Annotated in this window: 14 protein-coding genes and 2 pseudogenes; 8 read left to right on the forward strand and 8 right to left on the reverse strand. The window is 72.3% G+C overall.

Going from position 1 to position 19,166, the window contains the following annotated elements:
• The first annotated feature begins 568 nt into the window (after window positions 1-568).
• Together CCN44_RS03015 and ptsP are read left to right on the forward strand one after the other, a co-directional pair.
• Window positions 569-1,018: a PTS sugar transporter subunit IIA gene (locus CCN44_RS03015; protein WP_086696771.1), complete on the forward strand. Its 450-nt coding sequence runs from the start codon at window positions 569-571 to the stop codon at window positions 1,016-1,018.
• A gap of 78 nt (window positions 1,019-1,096) precedes the next feature.
• Window positions 1,097-2,767: a phosphoenolpyruvate--protein phosphotransferase gene (ptsP, locus tag CCN44_RS03020; RefSeq protein ID WP_086696772.1), complete on the forward strand. Its 1,671-nt coding sequence runs from the start codon at window positions 1,097-1,099 to the stop codon at window positions 2,765-2,767.
• Window positions 2,768-2,856: 89 nt separating this feature from the next.
• On the opposite strand, the gene CCN44_RS03025 is transcribed toward ptsP, so the two are convergent.
• Both CCN44_RS03025 and CCN44_RS03030 read right to left on the reverse strand, forming a co-directional pair.
• Entirely contained in the window at window positions 2,857-3,750 is an 894-nt protein-coding gene (locus CCN44_RS03025) for a hypothetical protein (protein ID WP_086696773.1), read from the reverse strand.
• 165 nt (window positions 3,751-3,915) lie between these two features.
• Window positions 3,916-5,883 carry an acetoacetate--CoA ligase gene (locus CCN44_RS03030; RefSeq protein ID WP_086696774.1) on the reverse strand — a complete coding sequence of 656 codons (1,968 nt, stop codon included), beginning with the start codon at window positions 5,881-5,883 and terminating at the stop codon, window positions 3,916-3,918.
• Between the two features lie 214 nt (window positions 5,884-6,097).
• Between CCN44_RS03030 and CCN44_RS03035 the strand changes: the two genes are divergently transcribed.
• A complete protein-coding gene (locus tag CCN44_RS03035) occupies window positions 6,098-8,458 on the forward strand; it encodes a glycoside hydrolase family 31 protein (RefSeq protein WP_208639697.1) in 2,361 nt (786 codons plus the stop codon).
• A 9-nt stretch (window positions 8,459-8,467) separates the two neighbouring features.
• Here CCN44_RS03035 and CCN44_RS03040 read toward each other — a convergent pair whose 3' ends face one another.
• Complete coding sequence (locus tag CCN44_RS03040) at window positions 8,468-9,004, reverse strand: NUDIX domain-containing protein (protein ID WP_059248147.1); 537 nt, start codon at window positions 9,002-9,004, stop codon at window positions 8,468-8,470.
• Between the two features lie 225 nt (window positions 9,005-9,229).
• Here CCN44_RS03040 and CCN44_RS03045 point away from each other — a divergent pair, with 225 nt between their 5' ends.
• The 5 genes and pseudogenes from CCN44_RS03045 to CCN44_RS47330 all read left to right on the forward strand — a co-directional run bounded on the left by CCN44_RS03045 (window position 9,230) and on the right by CCN44_RS47330 (window position 13,481).
• Entirely contained in the window at window positions 9,230-9,676 is a 447-nt protein-coding gene (locus CCN44_RS03045) for a Zn-ribbon domain-containing OB-fold protein (protein ID WP_086696775.1), read from the forward strand.
• Window positions 9,673-10,863, forward strand: coding sequence for a lipid-transfer protein (locus CCN44_RS03050; protein ID WP_086696776.1), 1,191 nt, complete (start codon window positions 9,673-9,675; stop codon window positions 10,861-10,863). The genes CCN44_RS03045 and CCN44_RS03050 overlap by 4 nt, the downstream gene beginning before the upstream one ends.
• Before the next feature lie 133 nt (window positions 10,864-10,996).
• The gene (locus CCN44_RS03055; RefSeq protein ID WP_086696777.1) at window positions 10,997-12,649 is read left to right on the forward strand and encodes a GGDEF domain-containing protein; all 1,653 of its coding nucleotides are present in this window, start codon (window positions 10,997-10,999) and stop codon (window positions 12,647-12,649) included.
• 349 nt (window positions 12,650-12,998) lie between these two features.
• Window positions 12,999-13,305, forward strand: a pseudogene (locus CCN44_RS03060) (aquaporin); the annotation flags it as partial.
• Window positions 13,306-13,358: 53 nt separating this feature from the next.
• Entirely contained in the window at window positions 13,359-13,481 is a 123-nt protein-coding gene (locus tag CCN44_RS47330; RefSeq protein ID WP_262986975.1) for a hypothetical protein, read from the forward strand.
• 84 nt (window positions 13,482-13,565) lie between these two features.
• Here CCN44_RS47330 and CCN44_RS03070 read toward each other — a convergent pair whose 3' ends face one another.
• The 5 genes and pseudogenes from CCN44_RS03070 to CCN44_RS44905 form a co-directional block, all read right to left on the reverse strand.
• Entirely contained in the window at window positions 13,566-14,171 is a 606-nt protein-coding gene (locus CCN44_RS03070; RefSeq protein ID WP_059248151.1) for a GTP-binding protein, read from the reverse strand.
• Window positions 14,152-17,790 (reverse strand): hydantoinase B/oxoprolinase family protein, encoded by a 3,639-nt coding sequence (locus CCN44_RS03075; RefSeq protein ID WP_086696779.1) that lies wholly within the window; start codon window positions 17,788-17,790, stop codon window positions 14,152-14,154. Before CCN44_RS03075 ends, CCN44_RS03070 begins: the two co-directional genes overlap by 20 nt.
• A gap of 24 nt (window positions 17,791-17,814) precedes the next feature.
• Complete coding sequence (locus tag CCN44_RS03080) at window positions 17,815-18,210, reverse strand: DUF742 domain-containing protein (protein ID WP_059248153.1); 396 nt, start codon at window positions 18,208-18,210, stop codon at window positions 17,815-17,817.
• A 9-nt stretch (window positions 18,211-18,219) separates the two neighbouring features.
• Window positions 18,220-18,654 (reverse strand): roadblock/LC7 domain-containing protein, encoded by a 435-nt coding sequence (locus CCN44_RS03085; protein WP_059248154.1) that lies wholly within the window; start codon window positions 18,652-18,654, stop codon window positions 18,220-18,222.
• Window positions 18,651-19,166 (reverse strand): annotated as a pseudogene (locus CCN44_RS44905) (histidine kinase); the annotation flags it as partial. The pseudogene CCN44_RS44905 and the gene CCN44_RS03085, both read right to left, overlap by 4 nt.

Here is a 19,166-nt window from a genome sequence, read left to right on the forward strand (position 1 = left end):
CTCCGTGAATGTTTACCGGTAATCCGGTGCAACACCACGAGAGCGGAACATCGGGAGGAATAGTCCCGACGTTCACAGCGTCCTCGCTGTGTTTTTTCAAAGGAACCTCGACCATCGGATTGTTCCGACGGACGGGGTATCAACATATCTGGCGTTGACTTTTGGCACGCTGTTGAGTTCTCAAGGAACGGTCGCTTCCTTTGTACTCACCCTCTCGGGCTTTCCTCCGGGCGCTTCCCTTCGGTGTTTCAAACTCTACCAGGCTTTTTCCGCCTCTCTGACCATCCCCCTGCGAGCACGCAGAAGAAGATCCAGAGATAGGATCTGATGAGTTTGGGTGCTGCCGGGCGGAAGGGCGCTGTTGCACACCTCGTTGCCCCCCAGCAGGAGTACGACTGTACACGGAGCCGGGAAGGCGGTGCAAATCCGCTGGGGTGGTGGTCTAGACCACTTACTGATAGCTTCTATCCGGAACCGCCACTTCACATGACATACGCTGCTGCTCAGTGCGCCGTCCGGGACAGCCAGTGACGGCCCGTGAACAGCTCCACTCCTTGGGAGGCTTCCCATGACCACCGTGACGTCCCCTCTTGCCGGGCGTGCCATCGGACTGGCCGCAGTGCCGGATCCGGTCTTCTCCGGGGCCATGGTCGGCCCGGGCACCGCCATCGACCCCGCGCGTGAGGCCTCCGAGGCCGTGGCGCCCGTGGACGGCGTCATCGTCTCCCTGCACCCGCACGCGTTCGTCGTGGTCGACGAGAGCGGTCACGGTGTGCTCACCCACCTCGGCATCGACACGGTCCAGCTCAACGGCGAGGGCTTCGAGCTGCTCGTGAACAAGGGCGACACCGTGACCCGCGGCCAGGCCGTCGTGCGCTGGAACCCCGCTGCCGTCGAGGCCGCCGGCAAGTCCCCGGTGTGCCCGGTCGTCGCGCTCGAAGCCACTGCCGAGTCCCTCTCCGACCTCCGTGACAGCGGTGAAGTGAAGGCCGGCGACAGCCTCTTCTCCTGGAACTGACAGCAGTGCCGTCCCAGGACGGCGAACAGAACGACCATCGCGGCGGCGGGACCCGCCGCACTATCGGAGACGGGTGAGATGGAGACAACGCTGCGAGGCGTCGGCGTGAGCCATGGCGTGGCCATCGGCGAGGTTCGGCACATGGGTACTGCGGTGCTGGAGCCGCCGGCGAAGCAGATCCCCGCCGAGGACGCGGAGCGGGAGCAGGGGCGCGCCCGCCAGGCCGTGGATGCCGTGGCCGCCGACCTGATGGCGCGCGGCAACCTGGCGGGGGGCGAGGCCCAGGCCGTGCTCGAGGCGCAGGCCATGATGGCCCAGGACCCCGAGCTGATGGCGGACGTGGACCGGCGGATCGCCGTCGGCAGCACCGCCGAGCGTGCCGTGTACGACGCCTTCGCGGCATACCGGGAGCTGCTGGCCGGTGCCGGGGAGTACCTCGCCGGGCGCGTGGCCGACCTCGACGACGTGCGGAATCGTATCGTCGCCCGGCTGCTGGGCGTTCCGATGCCGGGTGTCCCGGACAGCGACCAGCCCTATGTACTCGTGGCCCGGGACCTGGCTCCGGCCGACACGGCTCTGCTGGACCCGTCTCTGGTTCTCGGTTTCGTGACCGAGGAGGGCGGCCCGACCAGTCACAGCGCCATCCTCGCGCGGGCGCTGGGCGTGCCCGCCGTGGTGGCTCTGCCGGGCGCGGGTGAGCTGGCCGAGGGCACGGTGATCGCTGTCGACGGCAGCACCGGCGACATCTTCGTGAACCTGAGCGAGGAGAAGAAGGCGGAGCTGGAGGCCGCGGCCGCCGCGCGCAAGGCCGCGCTGGCCGCTTCGACGGGCCCCGGCGCGACCGCGGACGGGCACAAGGTGCCGCTGCTGGCCAACGTGGGCGGTCCGGCGGACGTGCCGGCGGCCGTGGAGGCGGGGGCCGAGGGTGTCGGTCTGTTCCGTACCGAGTTCCTGTTCCTGGACGACAGCAAGAACGCTCCTTCCGAGGCGAAGCAGGTGGAGGCCTACCGGCAGGTGCTGGAGGCGTTCCCCGAGGGCCGTGTGGTCGTGCGCGTGCTGGACGCGGGCGCGGACAAGCCGCTGGACTTCCTGACGCCGGCGGACGAGCCGAACCCCGCACTGGGCGTGCGGGGGCTGCGGACGCTGCTCGACCACCCCGAGATCCTGCGCACCCAGCTGACGGCGCTGGCGAAGGCGGCCGAGGGGCTGCCCGTGTACCTCGAGGTCATGGCGCCGATGGTGGCGGACCGCCAGGACGCGAAGGCCTTCGCGGACGCCTGCCGTGAGGCGGGGCTGCAGGCGAAGTTCGGCGCGATGGTGGAGATCCCCTCGGCCGCGCTGCGGGCGCGGTCGATCCTGCAGGAGGTGGAGTTCCTGTCGCTGGGGACCAACGACCTCGCGCAGTACACGTTCGCGGCGGACCGGCAGGTGGGTGCGGTGTCGCGGCTGCAGGACCCCTGGCAGCCGGCGCTGCTCGACCTGGTCGCGCTGTCCGCCGAGGCGGCCAAGGCCGAGGGCAAGAGCTGCGGGGTGTGCGGTGAGGCGGCGTCCGACCCGCTGCTGGCCTGTGTGCTGACCGGTCTGGGTGTCACCTCCCTGTCCATGGGTTCGGCGTCGATTCCGTATGTCCGCGCCACGCTGGCGAAGTACACGCTGGCGCAGTGCGAGCGGGCCGCGGCGGCGGCGCGCGCGGCGGACAGCGCCGAGGAGGCGCGCAGCGCGGCTCAGGCCGTCTTGTCCGGCGAGTAGGCCGTGCCGGCGCCTGCGGGCGTCGGGTTCAGGGGCGTCCTGCCTGCGGGCGGGACGCCCCTGGTGTTTTTGTGCCGCGGCCCGGGCTTTCAGTGTCGGTGGTCTTGTGCCGTGCTCTCGTCCCCCAGGGTGGGGGGCTCGCTGTAGTCGACGCCGGACTCGGGGGAGATGAGGTCGCCGGATTCGACGTCGGTGCAGTAGGCGTCGAACACCTCGGACGCCGTCAGGGGTTCCAGGGCGCCGCCCCGCAGTCGCCAGCCGTAGACGCGGTCTGCCGTCTCGGCGGCGCTGGTGCGCATGACGAGCCCGCCCGGGCTGCGGGTCGCGAGGCCGAGGGCGAGGACGCTGGTGAATTCCAGGGCCTCGGCCTCGTCGATGCGGGTCCCGCCGTGGGGGTCCTGGTCGGCGTGCAGCACGGAGACCAGGGTGTCCGGTGGTCCGGAGACGGTGCAGACGAGGTGCCGGTCGCCGGGTGGTGCGGCGTCGAGGATGCGGACCAGGAGGGTGGAGGCGCGGGTGAAGGCTGCCCTGCCGATGTCCTCGCCGCAGGTGGGGCAGGGGCCCAGGCGGCTCAGGAGGGTGGTGGCGTACTCCCAGGTGGCCTGGCGGACGGCTTCGTCCACGAGCGCGGGCAGGAGGAGGGCGAGCGGGCGTCCGTCGTACGGGATGGTCGGGCCGGTGGCCGCAAGGTGCGCGGTGAACCGGGTCCGGCTGGCCGGTGCTTCCGGGTCGAGGCCGGTGTCCGCGCAGTACGCGGCGTAGTCCTCGGGGTCGAAGAGGGCGAGCGTGGTGTGGGTGCCCTGCTCTGCGCGGATCTTCAGTACGGCCTCCAGTTGCTGGAGGTAGGTCGCGTGGTCGTCGAAGGTGAAGCTGCGGTAGCGCCGCATGGCGCGGAAGTCGTGGTCGTCGGTGAGGACGCCGATGGTGCCGGCGATCTCGCGGCGCAGGACGCGTCGCATGGTCTGGTGGTCGGTGTGCGCCATGATTCCCCCAATGCGCAGGCGATCAATGCTCACTCACCGTAACCGGCAGCACTGACAACGGCCGTGCCGCCGGGGTCGCGGAGCGAGTGATGAGGGTATCTACGCAGGTCAGAGCGATATTGAGACTGTCGGGGGTCGGATGCGGAGGGTGATTCTCCGCTGGGCTCAGGCGCGCTTCCGGGCCAGTTCCTCGTAGAAGCCGAGCAGGGCGAGGTTGTCGATCGAGCCTGGGTTGACCGCCTTCTCCAGAGGGGTGCCCTGCAGCAGGCGCTTGACCGGGACCTCGATGCGCTTGCCGGTGAGGGTGTGCGGGATGCCGGGCACCTCGATGATCTCGTCCGGGACGTGGCGCGGTGAGAGCTGTTCGCGGATGGCCTGCTTGACGCGGTCGAGGAGGGTCTCGTCGAGGACGGCGCCCGGCGCGAGGTGCACGAAGAGCGGCATCCAGTAGCCGCCGTCGGGCTGTTCGATGCCGATGACGAGGGATTCCTTGATCTCGGGGAGGCGCTCGACGACCTCGTAGATGTCGGCCGAGCCCATCCGCACGCCCTGCCGGTTGAGGGTGGAGTCGGAGCGGCCGTGGATGATCACGGTGCCGCGTGAGGTGACGGTGATCCAGTCGCCGTGCCGCCAGACGCCGGGGTAGGTGTCGAAGTAGCTCTCGTGGTAGCGGCTGCCGTCGGGGTCGTTCCAGAAGTGGATCGGCATGGACGGCATGGGGTTGGTGACGACCAGTTCGCCGACCTCGTCGACGAGGGGCTTGCCGCTCGGGTCCCAGGACTGCAGGTCGGTGCCGAGGCCGGGGGCCTGCAGTTCGCCGGTGTACACCGGGAGGGTGGGAACGGCGCCGGCGAAGCAGGAGCAGACGTCCGTGCCGCCGCTGACGGAGGCGATCCACAGGTCCTCGCGGACCTCGTCGTGCAGCCAGCGGAAGCCGTCGGGAGGCAGCGGGGAGCCGGTGGTGGCGACGCACTTGACCTTGGACAGGTCGTGGTCGCGGGCGGGGTGGACGCCGGCCTTGCGGCAGGCCATGACGTAGGCGGCGGAGGTGCCGTAGAGGGTGGCTCCGGTGCGTTCGGCGACCCGCCACTGGGCGCCGGTGTCCGGGTAGCCCGGGCTGCCGTCGTACAGGACGATCGTGGTGCCCGTGAGCAGGCCGGAGACGAGGAAGTTCCACATCATCCAGGCGGTCGAGGTGTACCAGAAGAAACGGTCCTCTGGGCCGAGGTCGCAGTGCAGGCCGAGCTGCTTGAGGTGCTCGACCAGGATGCCGCCCTGCGACTGGACGATGGCCTTGGGCAGGCCGGTCGTGCCGGAGGAGTACAGCACCCACAGCGGGTGGTCGAACGGGACCTGCTCGAAGACCGGCTCGGCGTCCCCTGCCGTCAGCGCCGACCACTCCAGCGCGCCCTCGGGGGCCTCGGTGCCCAGCAGCGGGATGTGGACGACGGCGCGCAGGGTGGGCAGCTCGCGGCGCAGCTCGGCGACGATCTCGCGGCGGTCGTGCTCCTTGCCGCCGTAGCGGTAGCCGTCGACGGTGAACAGGACGACGGGTTCGACCTGCTGGAAGCGGTCGAGGACGCTGCGGGCGCCGAAGTCGGGGGCGCAGGAGGTCCAGACGGCGCCGACGGCCGCCGTGGCGAGGAGGGCGACGACGGCCTGCGGGATGTTGGGGAGGTAGCCGCTGACGCGGTCACCGGGGCGGACGCCGAGGGCACGGAGTTCGGTGGCGAGGGAGGCCACCTGGCGTCGCAGTGCGGACCAGGTCACGGGGCGCGGTTCGTGCGTCTCGTCCACGTACAGGAGGGCGGGTTCGTCCGCGCGGTCGGCCGCGGCGCGCAGGGCGTGCTCGGCGTAGTTGAGGGTGGCTCCGGGGAACCACTGGGCGCCGGGCATGGCGCGGTCGCCGAGCACGCGCGTGTAGGGGGTCGAGAACCGGACGTCGAACCACTCGGTGACGGCTTTCCAGAAGGTGTCCAGCTGGTCGACCGACCATCGGTGCAGGGCCGGGTACCCGCCCTCGGCCGGGGCGCCGTGGTGTTCGGCGGCCCATGCCTGGAACCGGGTGATGCGGGCCTGGGCGATCCGCTGGGGATCGGGCTGCCAGAGCGGCTGGGGGTTCGCGGTCGACATTGAAGCGGCTCCCGGGCTGTGCGCGTCGTGTGCGTCGGTCCGCGCACGGCTGGGGTGTGCGCGTGACGCGGCTGACAGGGACGATGCCATGTGATCGACTTCTACACCAGGGTGCGCTCCACATAGTCCATGACGTGAAGATGTGGCCTGGGCACGGGTGAACGGCAGTTGAACGACCCGCGCGCGTGGAGTGCTCAATGGCAGGGTGAGCAGCATGGACGGTCGTGACCTGGTGCGTTCGGTGGGTGTGGTCGGTTCGGGGCGGGCGGCTCGGGGGTTGCGGACCGTGCGCGCCGCGTGGCGCAGGAGGCGTATCGACGCCGCCGGGCTGCCGCGACGGGGCCCCGAGCGGGCCCGGGTGCCGGGGCAGGTGCAGGGCGCGGAGCCGGGTCCCGGGGGCGGTCTGATCCGGTTCGGCCGCTCCGAGCTGCGGATCGTCGTAGCGGTGAACGGGGCGGTGTTCTGGGGATGGGACGGGGCGGGTCCGCAGCCGTCGTACGCGCTGGCGGGGGCCGGTCCCGAACCGGATCCGCGGGCGGTGCTGGAGCCGGACAAGGACGGCGGCTGGCGGGTGGTGGCCGAGCGGATGACGGTCGTCGTGTCGCGGCACGGTGCCGTGCAGGTGTGCACGCCCGGCGGGGTGATGCTGCGGCGGGACCAGCCGCCGCGCTGGTGGGAGCCGGTCGGCGGGGGTGCGGCGCGGTGGATGCAGCGCTCGGAGGTGGCGGCGGACGCCCGGTTCTTCGGCCTGGGCGGGCGCGCGTCCGGCCCCCGGCTGCGGGACGGCAGGTACCGGCTGTGGAACACGGACCCGGGCCGTGCGTTCGGGCCCGGTGACGATCCGCTGTACCTGACGATGCCGGTGCAGCTGGTGGTGGCGGACGCCGGCACGCATCTGGTGTTCCACGACACCACCTGGGACGGCACGGTGGTCCTGGCGGAGGGCGAGGAGGGCGCCGGGTCCGGGCATGACCGGGCGGGGCGCTGCGAGGTGCGGATGGACGGCGGTCCGCTGCGCTGCTGGGTGGCGGTGGGGACTCCCGCGCGCGTGCTGCACACGTGGGCCGCGCTGACCGGGGCGCCCGCGCTGCCGCCCGCGTGGGCGCTGGGCCATCACCACGCGCGCTGGGGCTTCGGCAGCGAGCAGGAGGTGCGCCGGATCGTCGCGGGGTACCAGGAGCGCGGGCTGCCGCTGGACGCCGTGCACCTCGACATCGACCACTACGACGAGCACCGGGTGTTCACCGTCGACCAGGATCGTTTCCCCAAGCTGCCGGTGCTGGCGGAGGAGCTGCGCCGGGACGGCATCCGGCTGGTGTCGATCGTCGATCCGGCGGTGCGGGCGGAACCGGGCGGCGCGGTGTACGAGAGCGGTTCGGCCGTGGACGCGTTCGTGCGGGACGCGCAGGGCCGTCCGGTGCGGGGTGTCGGGTGGGCCGGCGAGTCGGTGTTCCCGGATTTCACGCACGCGCGTGTGCGTGCGTGGTGGGGCGGGCTCTACGAGGAGCGGCTGGGGCAGGGCTTCGCGGGGTTCTGGCACGACCTGAACGAGCCGACGTCGTTCAGCGCCTTCGGTGAGCCGACGCTGCCGCGGTCGGCGCGGCACGCCTTGGAGGGGCGCGGCGGCGATCACCGGGAGGCGCACAACGTGTACGCGCTGTGCATGGCTCAGGCCGCGTACGAGGGGCTGCGCGAGCTGGTGCCCGGCGAGCGGCCCTTCCTGTTCTCCCGTTCGGGCTGGGCGGGGCTGCAGCGGTACGGGGGTGCGTGGTCGGGGGACGTGGCGACGGGCTGGCCGGGGCTGCGGGCGTCGCTGTCGCTGGTGCTGGGGCTGGGGTTGTGCGGAGTGCCGTATTCCGGCCCGGACGTGGGCGGTTTCGACGGCAGTCCGTCGCCGGAGCTGTATCTGCGCTGGTTCCAGCTGGGCGCGTATCTGCCGCTGTTCCGCACGCACGCGAGTCTGCGGGCGGGGCGCCGGGAGCCCTGGGAGTTCGGGGCCGAGGTGCTGGAGCACGCGCGCGTGGCGCTGCTGGAGCGCCGGCGGCTGCTGCCGTACTTCCTGACGCTCGCGCATCTGGCCCGGCGGACCGGCGCCCCCTATGTCCGGCCGCTGTGGTGGGGGGCGCCGGAGGACCGGGCGCTGCGCGACTGCGAGGACACGTTTCTGCTGGGCGACGGGCTGCTGGTGGCCCCGGTCCTGGATCCCGGTACCGACCGGCGTGCGGTGCAGCTGCCGCGGGGCCGCTGGTACGACACGGTGACGGAGGAGGCCCACGAGGGGCCGGGGCAGATCCTGGTGGACGCGCCGCTGTCCCGGATACCGGTGCTGGCGCGCGCGGGGGCGGTGCTGCCCGTGCGCGGTGCCGACGGCGGGCTGGAGCTGGAGGTGTGGGCGCCCGCGCGGGGACGCACCGGGTACGGCGTGGTGGTACCGGACCCGGGCGACGGCGGGGACGAACCGGAGATCGAACGCTACATGGCCCGCCGGCAGGGCGGCCGGGTGGTGGTCACCCGGGACCGGGAGGACGGTGTCGCCGAGCCGCCCTACCCGGTGCGCGTGCGGGGGCTCGGCTGACCACCCGGCTCAGACGTAGCGGCCCTCGAACCACGCCTTGACGGCCACCGTGTGCAACGGGAAGGCGAGTTCCTCGGGCCTGCGCAGCAGCTGCCAGCCCTCGGTCTCGTCCGTGGGACCGGAGGGCGGCAGTCCGTCGGCCGGGCGTTCCGGGAGCAGCCCGAAGAGCAGCAGGTGTCCGTCGGGTGCGCTCATGGCGTCCACGAGCCGCACGTCACGGGCGGCTGCGTCGATGCCGGTCTCTTCCTTGAGTTCCCGTACGACGGCCTGCTTCCAGTCCTCGCGGTCGTCGACATAGCCGCCGGGCAGGGCCATGCCCCCGCGCGCGGGGGCCACGGTCCGGGTGATGACGACCAGGGCCGTCCCCTTGGTGTCGTACACGGGCTGGAGCGCGATCGCGACCGGCAGCGGGTTGCGGTAGGCGACGGTCCCGCAGGACGGGCAGGTGCGCGGCCAGCCGGAAACGCCCTCTCCAAAGGGCGCTCCGCAGCTCGAACAGTGGGAGTCGGGCGCGGAATTGGCAGTTGGGTGCTGAGTTTCGGACACGCGCGGACTGTATCCGATCAGGGGAGGGACGTCTTCCGGCAGTGACGTGCCAGGAACGGGCGGATCAGGAAGAGGCGGCCGGAATCACCCCCGTCGATCCCGACCGCCCCTCCTGTACCACGACGCCGTTCGGTGCCGTTCGGTTCACCGAAACGGCCTGCCCATTTCCGGTTGCCGGTGGCACACTTCTGACGGACCATCAGATCGCCTTCACTGGGGGGATCCTTGCCACACACACGCAAGCCCGCGGTCGCCGGCTGGTTCGCCGATGAGGGTGACGGCTTCCGCCTCCTGGGCACCCGCTGCACGGCCTGCGCCTCGGTCTTCTTCCCTCGCGAGGACACCCACTGCCGCAACCCGCACTGCACGGGCGGCTCGCTGGAGGAAACCCCGCTGTCACGAAAAGGGCGAATCTGGTCGTACACCGACAGCCGGTACCGACCTCCGTCACCCTATGTGAGCAACCCGGAACTTCCCTGGGAGCCGTTCACGTTGATCGCTGTGGAGCTGGCCGCCGAGCGGATCGTGGTGCTGGGGCAGGCGGCTCCCGGGGTCACCGTCGCCGATCTGACGGTGGGCATGGAGGTGGAGGTCGTCCCCGGCGTGCTCCATGAGGACGCTGGGACGACCTGGACGACCTGGCACTGGCGGCCTACGGGGGTGGCGGCATGACGGACGACGTGGCGGTGCTCGGTGCGGGCATGCACCCGTGGGGCAAGTGGGGCCGTGGCTTCGTCGCATACGGGACGGCGGCGGCGCGCGCGGCGCTCGCGGACGCCGGTCTCGACTGGCGGGACATCGGCTCCGTCGTGGGCGCGGACACGGTGCGCGGCGGGTACCCGGGACATGTCGCGGGAGCCACGTTCGCCAAGGCCCTGGGGTGGCAGGGAGCCAGAGTGACCAGTGTGTACGCCGCGTGCGCGTCCGGGGCCCAGGCCATCGCCGCGGCGCGCGCCCAGATCCTCGCCGGTCTGGCGGACGTCGTCCTCGTGGTGGGCGCGGACGCCGCGCCGAAGGGCTTCTTCCGGCCCGCGGGCGGGGACCGCCCCGACGACCCGGACTGGCTGCGGTTCCGCCTGCTGGGCGCGACGAATCCGGCGTACTTCGGGCTGTACGCACGGCGGCGGATGGCGGTGCACGGGGACACCCCGGAGGACTTCGCGCTGGTCAAGGTGAAGAACGCCGCGCTCGGCGCGCTCAACCCGTACGCCCGCTACCGCAAGCGGGTCACCGCCGAGGAAGTGGCCGCCTCCGCGGTGGTCGCGGATCCGCTGCGGTTGCTGGACATCTGCGCCACCTCCGACGGCGGGGCCGCCCTGGTGCTGTCCAGCCTGGACTTCGCGCAGCGGCACGGTGCCGCCCGGCCGGTGCGGATCCGGGCGGTGTCGACGGTGACCCCCCGCTTCCCGAACACCGTGCTGGACCTGCCGGACATCGCCACGGACTCCGCCGTCGCGGTGGAGCCGCCGCAGGAGACCTTCCGGGAGTCCATCGCCCGAGCCGCCTACGAGGAGGCGGGCATCGGCCCCGAGGACCTGTCCCTGGCCGAGGTGTACGACCTGTCCACGGCACTGGAGCTGCAGTGGTACGAGGACCTGGGACTGTGCGGCGAGGGCGAGGGCGCGAAGCTGCTCCGGGAGGGCGCCACCGCCCCGGGCGGCCGGATACCCGTGAACACCAGCGGCGGGCTGGCCTCCTTCGGTGAGGCGGTGCCGGCCCAGGCCATCGCCCAGGTGTGCGAGCTGACCTGGCAGTTGAGAGGCACGGCGGGCGATCGCCAGGTCGCCGGGGCACGGGTGGGCATCACCGCCAACCAGGGGCTGTTCGGGCACGGTTCCTCGGTGGTCGCCGTGCGGTGAGCGAGTCCGGGCCCGAGGCTCGTGCGACGGGAGGGAGACCTGGGGCTTCCACGCTGCGTGATCGCCCCGGAATCCTGCGTGAACGTCTCATGAACTGCGCCTCGGCGTGCGCGGGCAGCGACATCATGCTCCCGTGCACTCCTGGACGGATAATCTCCGCTTCGCCTTCCAGCCTGTGGTCAACCTGAGGACGGGCGTGGTCGCCGCACTGGAGACACTCGCCCGCCCGGAGACCGGCGACGTCCTGGCCGAGGCCCGCCGGAATCCCGAACTGGACGGCAGACTCGCCGTGCTGGCGCTGCGTGCCGCGGCGCGCAAGGAGACGCTGCTGCCGCTGCACCTGAACGTGTTCGCGGCCACGCTCGCCGACCTCGGCGGCCTCACCCCGCTGCACGACGCCGTGCGCGCGGCGGGGCGCATGACCTGGGAGGTGACGCTCGACATCGTGCCGCCCTACACGCACGTGCCGCAGCGGGCCCTGCTGGAGGCGGTGGCCGCGCTGCGCGAGCAGGGGTTCCGGATCAGCGCGGACGGCATCGGCGACGGCGACGTACCCCTCAGGCTGCTCACCGACCTCTCCCCCGACCTGGTCAAGCTCGACGCCTCCCTGCTGGCGCGGCCGGCCGCGGTCCGGGCGATGCGGACACTGTGCGAGGAGCTGGGCGCCCTGGTCGCGGTGGAGGGCGTGGAGACCGAACTCCAGTGCTCGGCGGCCCTGTCGGCCGGAGCACAACTGGCCCAGGGAGAGCTGTTCGCACCGCCGGCCCGGATCCCCGCTGCGGACGTATACGTTCCGCCGCTGACTTCCGGCTCCCTCGCCGTGCCCGGCTCCGGCCCGTCGGTACGGGAGTTCGTGCGGCCCGCCGCCATCTTGCCGCGGACGGCCTCCGCGGGGCAGGTACGGGCGCTGCTGACCGGTTCTCCGGACGTCTCGGGGGTGCTGCTGGTGGATCCGGCAGGCCGGCCCGTCCGGTCGGTGCACCGTTCACGCTTCCTGCTGTCCATGTCCGGCCGCTACGGACACGCCCTGTACGCCGACCGGCCGGCCCTCAAGCTCGGCGACGTGCCCCGCACGGTCGGCGTCGACGCGACGGCGTGGGAGGTGCTCGACGTGGTGGCGGTCGGCGACCGGGACCGGACCTCCGACGACGTGGCGGTGGTCGACGAACACGGCCGGTGCGTGGGGGTCGTACGGCTGGCGGATCTGGTGCGGGCGCTGGCCGAGAGCCGGGTCGAGGAGGCCGCCGGGCTCAACCCGCTGACCCGGCTGCCCGGTTCCGACGCGATCGTGAGCGAGGTGGACCGCCGGATCTCCGACGGGCGGGCGTTCGCGCTCAGCTGGCTGGACATCGATCACTTCAAGCAGGTCAACGACGGTGCCGGGTTCGCCGCGGGCGACGAGCTGATCCGCGCGGTGGGCCGTGCGCTCCAGCAGGCGGTCGCGGGGCACGCGCGCGTGGGTCACATCGGCGGAGACGACTTCCTGGTGCTGGCCGACGAGGAGGCACTCGGTCCGCTGGTGGCCGCCGTGCTGGACGCTCCCTGGACGGCGGGCGGACGGCCGGTCACCCTCTCCCTGGCGACCGTCGTCTGCGACCCCGGCAGCGTGGGCGACCACCACCAGGCCGCCGCCCGTCTCGCCCCGCTGAAGAAGGCCGCCAAGGCGCTCGACGGCACGAGCTGGGTGCTGGGGCGCGCCGGGCTGCCCGGTCACGAGGTCCGGCGCGGCGGCCCGGGACCGGCCCCGGCGCAGGCCGGATACGCAGCCGCCGAACCAGGGTGGTGAACGGTCCTGCCGTGTACGCCCGTTGTCATGGGCCGGCAGCACTGGGGCCGGTGAAAGGGCCGGTGTCACCGTCACGGTCGACAGCCTTGACGCCCCCGGGACACCGGTGAACACTTCCCGGTGTCAGCCGACATCGCCGTACATTCGCGGTGTTGTCAGGCACCGCGGTACGGGTCCGTCCTGCTCCACGGCCCCTCCCTCCAGGGCGATCCGGCTACGACGGCACGCTCGTCACGGACGCCGGGCGGGGCGCGGGGCCCTCCCTGCCTTCGGCCGAAGTCGCCAAGGGAACCGTCCTGCACGGCAGGGCCGGGGCCGATCGCCCCCTACCGGCGCCAAGGGAGCCGCCATGAGCAACGGAGACGTCTTCGTCGGCGAGTTCATCGGCACCGCGATGCTGATCCTGTTTCGGCGCGGGCGTCTGCGCCGCGGTCACCCTCAGACACTCCAAGGCACGGGCCTCGGGCTGGGTCATGATCGCGTTCGGCTGGGGTTTCGGCGTGCTCGCGGGCGCGGACACCGCCGCTCCCCTCTCCGGCGGGCAGCTCGATCCGGCGGTCACCGTCGGCATCGCCGTGGACACCGGCCGGTGGGGCAAGGTCTGCGTGTATCCGCTCGGGCAGATGGTCGGCACGATGCTCGGCGCCGTACTGGCAACCCGTGCCGCCCGTGGTGCGGTCTCCAGTGGGATCCCTCCCTCCTGTCCGCGATGGACGTGCCCGAGGCCGTGCTGCCCGAGATCAGGTCCTCCGCCGAGGTGTACGGCACCGCGGTCGGGCAGCTGTCCGGGTGCTCGGGCCGGCTGGCGGAGGACGGGGGCGAGGAGGCGTAGGAGTCGGCACACGCGCGCGTGGGCGCTCCGCAGAGGACCACGGCCCGTACCCCGGTCGGCGGGGGTACGGGCCGTGTCTGTCGGTCAGCCCGGCACGGCCTGGCGGTGGTGGGCCGCGTACGCCATGGCGTGTCGGACGAGTCCGACGAGCACCTCCTTGACCGGCTCCCGGTCACGGGCGTCGCACAGCAGGACGGGTACGTCGCCGTCCAGGTCGAGAGCCTGGCGGACGGACTCGGCGGGGTAACGGGCGGCCCCTTCGAAGCAGTTGACGGCGACGACGAAGGGGATGGAACGCCGCTCGAAGTAGTCGACGGCGGCGAAGCAGTCCTCCAGGCGGCGCGTGTCGACGAGGACGACGGCGCCGAGCGCGCCCTCGGACAGCTCGTCCCACATGAACCAGAACCGTTCCTGGCCGGGCGTGCCGAAGAGGTAGAGCACGAGGTCCTCGCGCAAGGTGATGCGGCCGAAGTCCATGGCCACCGTGGTGGTGTGCTTGCCCTCCACGCCGCTGATGTCGTCGACGGGTCGCCCGGCCTCGGTGAGCAGTTCCTCGGTGCGCAGCGGCCTGATCTCGCTGACCGCGCCGACGAGGGTCGTCTTGCCCACGCCGAAGCCGCCGGCCACCAGGATCTTGAGCGTGACGGGCTCGACCGGTGACTTGCCGCGCTCAGAACGCCCGAAGATCATCGATCTCTTCTCCTGCTTGATGGGGGTCGGGCGACGGTCGGCCGTAGCCGCCGCCACCAGGGGTTTCGATGACGAGTACGTCACCGGGCCCGACGTCGGCCGAGCCGCTTCCGCCGAGGTCGGTGACCGTGCCGTCGGCTCGCTCCACCCGGTTGGCGCCGAGCGCTCCGGGGGCGCCGCCGGCCATGCCGTACGGGGGCATCCGGCGGTGCTGGGAGAGCGTGGAGACGGTCATCGGTTCGAGGAACCGGATGCGCCGGACGGCACCGTCGCCGCCGCGCCACCGTCCGGCGCCGCCGCTGCCCCGCCGGACGGCGAACTCCTCCAGCCGGACCGGAAGCCGCCACTCCAGGACCTCCGGGTCGGTGAGCCGGGAGTTGGTCATATGGGTCTGGACCACGTCGGCGCCGGGGAAGCCGTCGCCGGCGCCGGATCCGGAGGCGACGGTTTCGTAGTACTGGTGCCGGTCGTTGCCGAAGGTGACGTTGTTCATGGTGCCGGAGCCCTCGGCCTGGACGCCGAGTGCGGCGTAGAGGGCGCCGGTGATGGCCTGCGAGGTCTCCACGTTGCCCGCGACGACGGCGGCGGGCGGCTCGGGAGCGAGCATCGAGCCGGCCGGCACGATGATGTCCAGGGGGCGCAGACACCCGTCGTTGAGCGGGATGTCGTCGGCGACGAGCGTGCGGAAGACGTACAGGACGGCCGCGTTGACGACGGCCAGGGGCGCGTTGAAGTTGGTGGCGAGCTGCGCGGAGGTGCCGGTGAAGTCGATGGTCGCCCGGCGCCCGGTGCGGTCGACCCGGACCCGGACCCGGATCACGGCTCCGGAGTCGGTCTCGTAGGCGTACTCGCCGTCGTCCAGGGCGTCGATGACGCGGCGCACGGCCTCCTCGGCGTTGTCCTGGACGTGCCGCATGTAGGCCTGGACGACGTCGAGGCCGAACTCCTCGATCATGCGGCGGACCTCGTCGACGCCCTTCTGGTTGGCGGCGATCTGGGCGCGCAGGTCGGCGAGGTTGGTGCGCGGGTTGCGGGACGGGTACGGCGCCTCGGTGAGCAGGCGGCGGGTCTCCCCCTCGCGGAAGCGGCCGTTCTCGGCGAGCAGCCAGTTGTCGAAGAGGACGCCTTCCTCCTCGATGGTGCGGCTGTGGGCCGGCATGGAGCCGGGGGCGATGCCGCCGATCTCGGCGTGGTGGCCGCGGGAGGCGACGTAGAAGAGGATCCGCGGCTCACTCCGCGTGTCCGTGGCCCGGTCGGTGTCGAAGACGGGGGTGATCACGGTGACGTCGGGCAGGTGCGTGCCGCCGTGGTACGGGTCGTTGACGGCGTAGGTGTCGCCCGGTCGCATGGCGGAGCCGCGACGCCGGATGACCTCCTTCACGCTGGTGCCCATGGACCCCAGATGGACGGGGATGTGCGGGGCGTTGGCCACCAGGTTCCCGTCCGGGTCGAACAGGGCGCAGGAGAAGTCCAACCGCTCCTTGATGTTGACGGACTGGGCCGTGGACTCCAGCCGCGCGCCCATCTGTTCGGCGATCGACATGAACAGGTTGTTGAAGACCTCGAGGAGAACCGGATCGGCTTCTGTGTCGAGATCGGAACTCTGCGTAATCGCCGTGCGTTCCATGAGCAGATGCCCGTCATCGGTCGCGGCGGCCCGCCAGCCGTCGTCGACGACGGTCGTGGCGCCGGCCTCGGTGATGATCGCGGGGCCGGTGACGGTCTCGCCGGGAGGAAGGGCCTCCCGGCGGTGGAGGGGTACGTCGCGCCAGGCGCCGCCGGTGTGGAGACGGACGGTGCCGGGCGCTCGGGAGCGGCCTTCGTACGGGGCGAGGGCGGAGAGATCGGGGGGTGCGGTGAGGCCGGTGGCTTCGACGGAGAGGGCTTCCACGACGACCGGGCGGTCGAGGGTGAAGGAGTACGTGGCGCGATGACGTTCTTCGAAGGCGTGCCTCATGGCGTCGGGCTCGGCCAGCTCGACGGTGAGGGTGGTGTCGGTGCCGTCGTAGCGGAGCTGGGCCCGGCGGGTGACCCGGATGCGGTCCTCCGGGACGTCCTCGGCGACGAGTTCGGCGCGTGCGGCGGTCTCCAGGTCGTCGGCCGTCTTGCGGATGCCGGGCATGGCGGCGGCTTCCAGGAGGGCCTCCACGGACTGCTCGCGCATGGCCGTGGTGTCGGCGAGGCCGATGCCGAGCGCGGAGAGCAGGCCGGCCATGGGAGGTACGAGGACGGTGCGGATCCCGAGCGAGTCGGCGACCCGGCACGCGTGCTGGCCGCCCGCTCCGCCGAAGGTGGTCAGCGCGTAGCGGGTGACGTCGTGGCCCTTCTGGACGGAGATCCGCTTCACGGCGTTGGCGATGTTGGCGACGGCGATCTGCAGGTAGCCCTCGGCCACCTGCTCCGGGGTGCGCTCGTCGCCGGTGCGTGCGTGGATCTCGCGCGCGAGGGCGGTGAACCGGTCACGGACGAGGTCGGCGTCCAGTGGCTGGTCCCCGCCGGGTCCGAACACGGCGGGGAAGTGGGCGGGGTGGATGCGGCCGAGCATGACGTTGGCGTCGGTGACGGTGAGCGGGCCGCCGGCGCGGTAGCAGGCGGGGCCGGGGGCGGCGCCGGCCGAGTCGGGGCCGACCCGGTAGCGGGAGCCGTCGAAGTGCAGGACGGAGCCGCCGCCGGCGGCGACGGTGTGGATGTCCAGCATGGGGGCGCGCAGCCGGACGCCCGCGATCTGGGTGGTGAAGACCCGCTCGTACTCACCGGCGAAGTGCGAGACGTCGGTGGAGGTGCCGCCCATGTCGAAGCCGATGACACGGTCGAAGCCGGCGCGCTGCGACATGCGTGCCATGCCGACGATGCCGCCGGCCGGCCCGGACAGGATGGCGTCCTTGCCGCGGAACTGTCCGGCCTCCGTCAGTCCGCCGTTGGACTGCATGAACATCAGCCGCACCCCCCGCAGCTCGTCGGCGATGTGCCGTACGTAGCGGCGCAGCACGGGCGAGAGGTAGGCGTCCACGACCGCGGTGTCCCCGCGCGGAACGAGCTTCATCAACGGGCTGACCTCGCTGGACAGCGAGATCTGCGGGAAGCCGATGGCGGCGGCGAGTTCACCGATGGCACGCTCGTGGCCGGGGTGGAGGTGGCTGTGCAGGCAGACGACGGCGATCGCGCGGATCCCGTCGTCGTACGCCTCCCGGAGCGGGCCGGCGAGGGCGTCCAGGTCGGGGGCGCGCAGGACGGTGCCGTCGGCGGCGACGCGTTCGTCCACCTCCACGACCCGTTCGTGGAGCAGCTCGGGCAGCTCGATGCGGCGGGCGAAGATGCGGGGGCGGTTCTGGTAGGCGATGCGCAGGGCGTCGCGGAAGCCGCGGGTGACGACGAGGACGGTGCGCTCGCCCTTGCGTTCCAGCAGGGCGTTGGTGGCGACCGTGGTGCCCATGCGGACGGCCTCGACGGGCTCCGGGGAGCCGTCGAGGAGTTCACGCACGCCGGCCACGGCCGCGTCGGAGTAGCGGGCCGGGTTGTCGGACAGCAGTTTGTGCGTGAGCAGCCGGCCGTCCGGGCGACGCGCGACGATGTCGGTGAAGGTGCCGCCTCGGTCGACCCAGAACTGCCAGCCAGTCACGTCACTACCTCGCTTCCGCGCCGGTCACAGCGCCCGGAGGCCGTTGATCACGTCGCGCAGAATACTCTCGTCCGGCAGTTCCGCCGGGGGTACCGGGCGGTTCACATGAACGAGTTCCGCGTGCACCAGGTCGCCGACGAGGACGCGGACCACGCCGATGGGCAGGTCCAGTTCCGCGGCGAGCTCGGCGACCGACTGCGGGGCGTCCCGGCAGAGTCCGACGATCTCCACGTGCTCGGGGGACAGCGTCGGGTCCGATTCCGGGTCACCGGTGCCGGGCTCGGCGACCACCACCGCGATGAGGTCGAGGCGGTGCTGGGCCGCGCTCGTGGTGCGGCCACGCGTCATGGCGTACGGACGGACGACCGGCCCGGCCTCGTCGTCGAACCAGTGCTTTCTTCCCTGACCGTCTGCGCTCATGCCATCCCACTACCCGCCTGCGGGCAGATCGGTGCGCGGGGCGGTGCCCAGATGCACGCCGACCCGCTTGACCAGGAGCGTCATCTCGTAGGCGACCTGTCCGACGTCGGAGTCGGCGTCCGAGAGGACGGCGAGGCAACTGCCGTCCCCGGCGGCGGTGACGAAGAGGAAGGCGTCGTCCAGCTCGACCACCGTCTGCCGGACGCTGCCCGCGTCGAAGTGGCGGCCCACGCCCTTGGCGAGGCTGTGGAAGCCGGACGCCACCGCGGCCAGATGCTCGCTGTCCTCCCTGGTCAGGTCCTTGGAAACCCCCGTCGGCAGTCCGTCGCCGGACAGAATGACGGCCTTGCGGATGCTGGCGACCCGGTCGATGAGGTCGTCCAGGAGCCAGTTCAGCTCCTTCTTGCCGGTCGTCGTGTGGCCGGTCGCCTTCGGTGCGGTCATCGACCGTCCCCCTTAGTCGTTCCTTGTGCTGTGCCGTTCCGGGCCCCGTCGCCCGCGGCGTTCTCTTCCCGGCCGCGCTGCCAGCCCCGCTGGAGCGAGGCCATCCGGCTGCGGACCTCCTCGGCATCGCGGTCGTCGGGCTGCGCCGTGCGCTCGGCGCGCCGTTCGGTGTCGTGCCTGAGCTGGGGGGCCAGGTTCGCCTGGCGTACGCGCCGGGGCAGCGGCCCGGCGCCCGGTTCGGGAGCCGTGTCACCGGCCGGTGCGGGGGTACCGCCGCGGGGCGGCGCCGTGTCCCCCGGGCCGCCGTTACCGGGCGCCTTGGGCCGCGTGCGCCTCGGCAGTGCCGGAGGCTCAGGCGTCGTCCCCGCGCCCTCGGCCGGGGACCCGGTCCGGTCCTCCGTACGGTCGGGGAGTCCAGGCTGCCGGGAGGCGGTGCCGCGGCGGCGGGCGGGCAGCGGGGCCAGTCCGCCCGCGTCGGAGCGGCGGGGGCCGGCGGGCGGCCCGGTGTCGGG

This window comes from Streptomyces tricolor, assembly GCF_002155905.1.
Classification (GTDB): Bacteria; Actinomycetota; Actinomycetes; order Streptomycetales; family Streptomycetaceae; genus Streptomyces; species Streptomyces tricolor.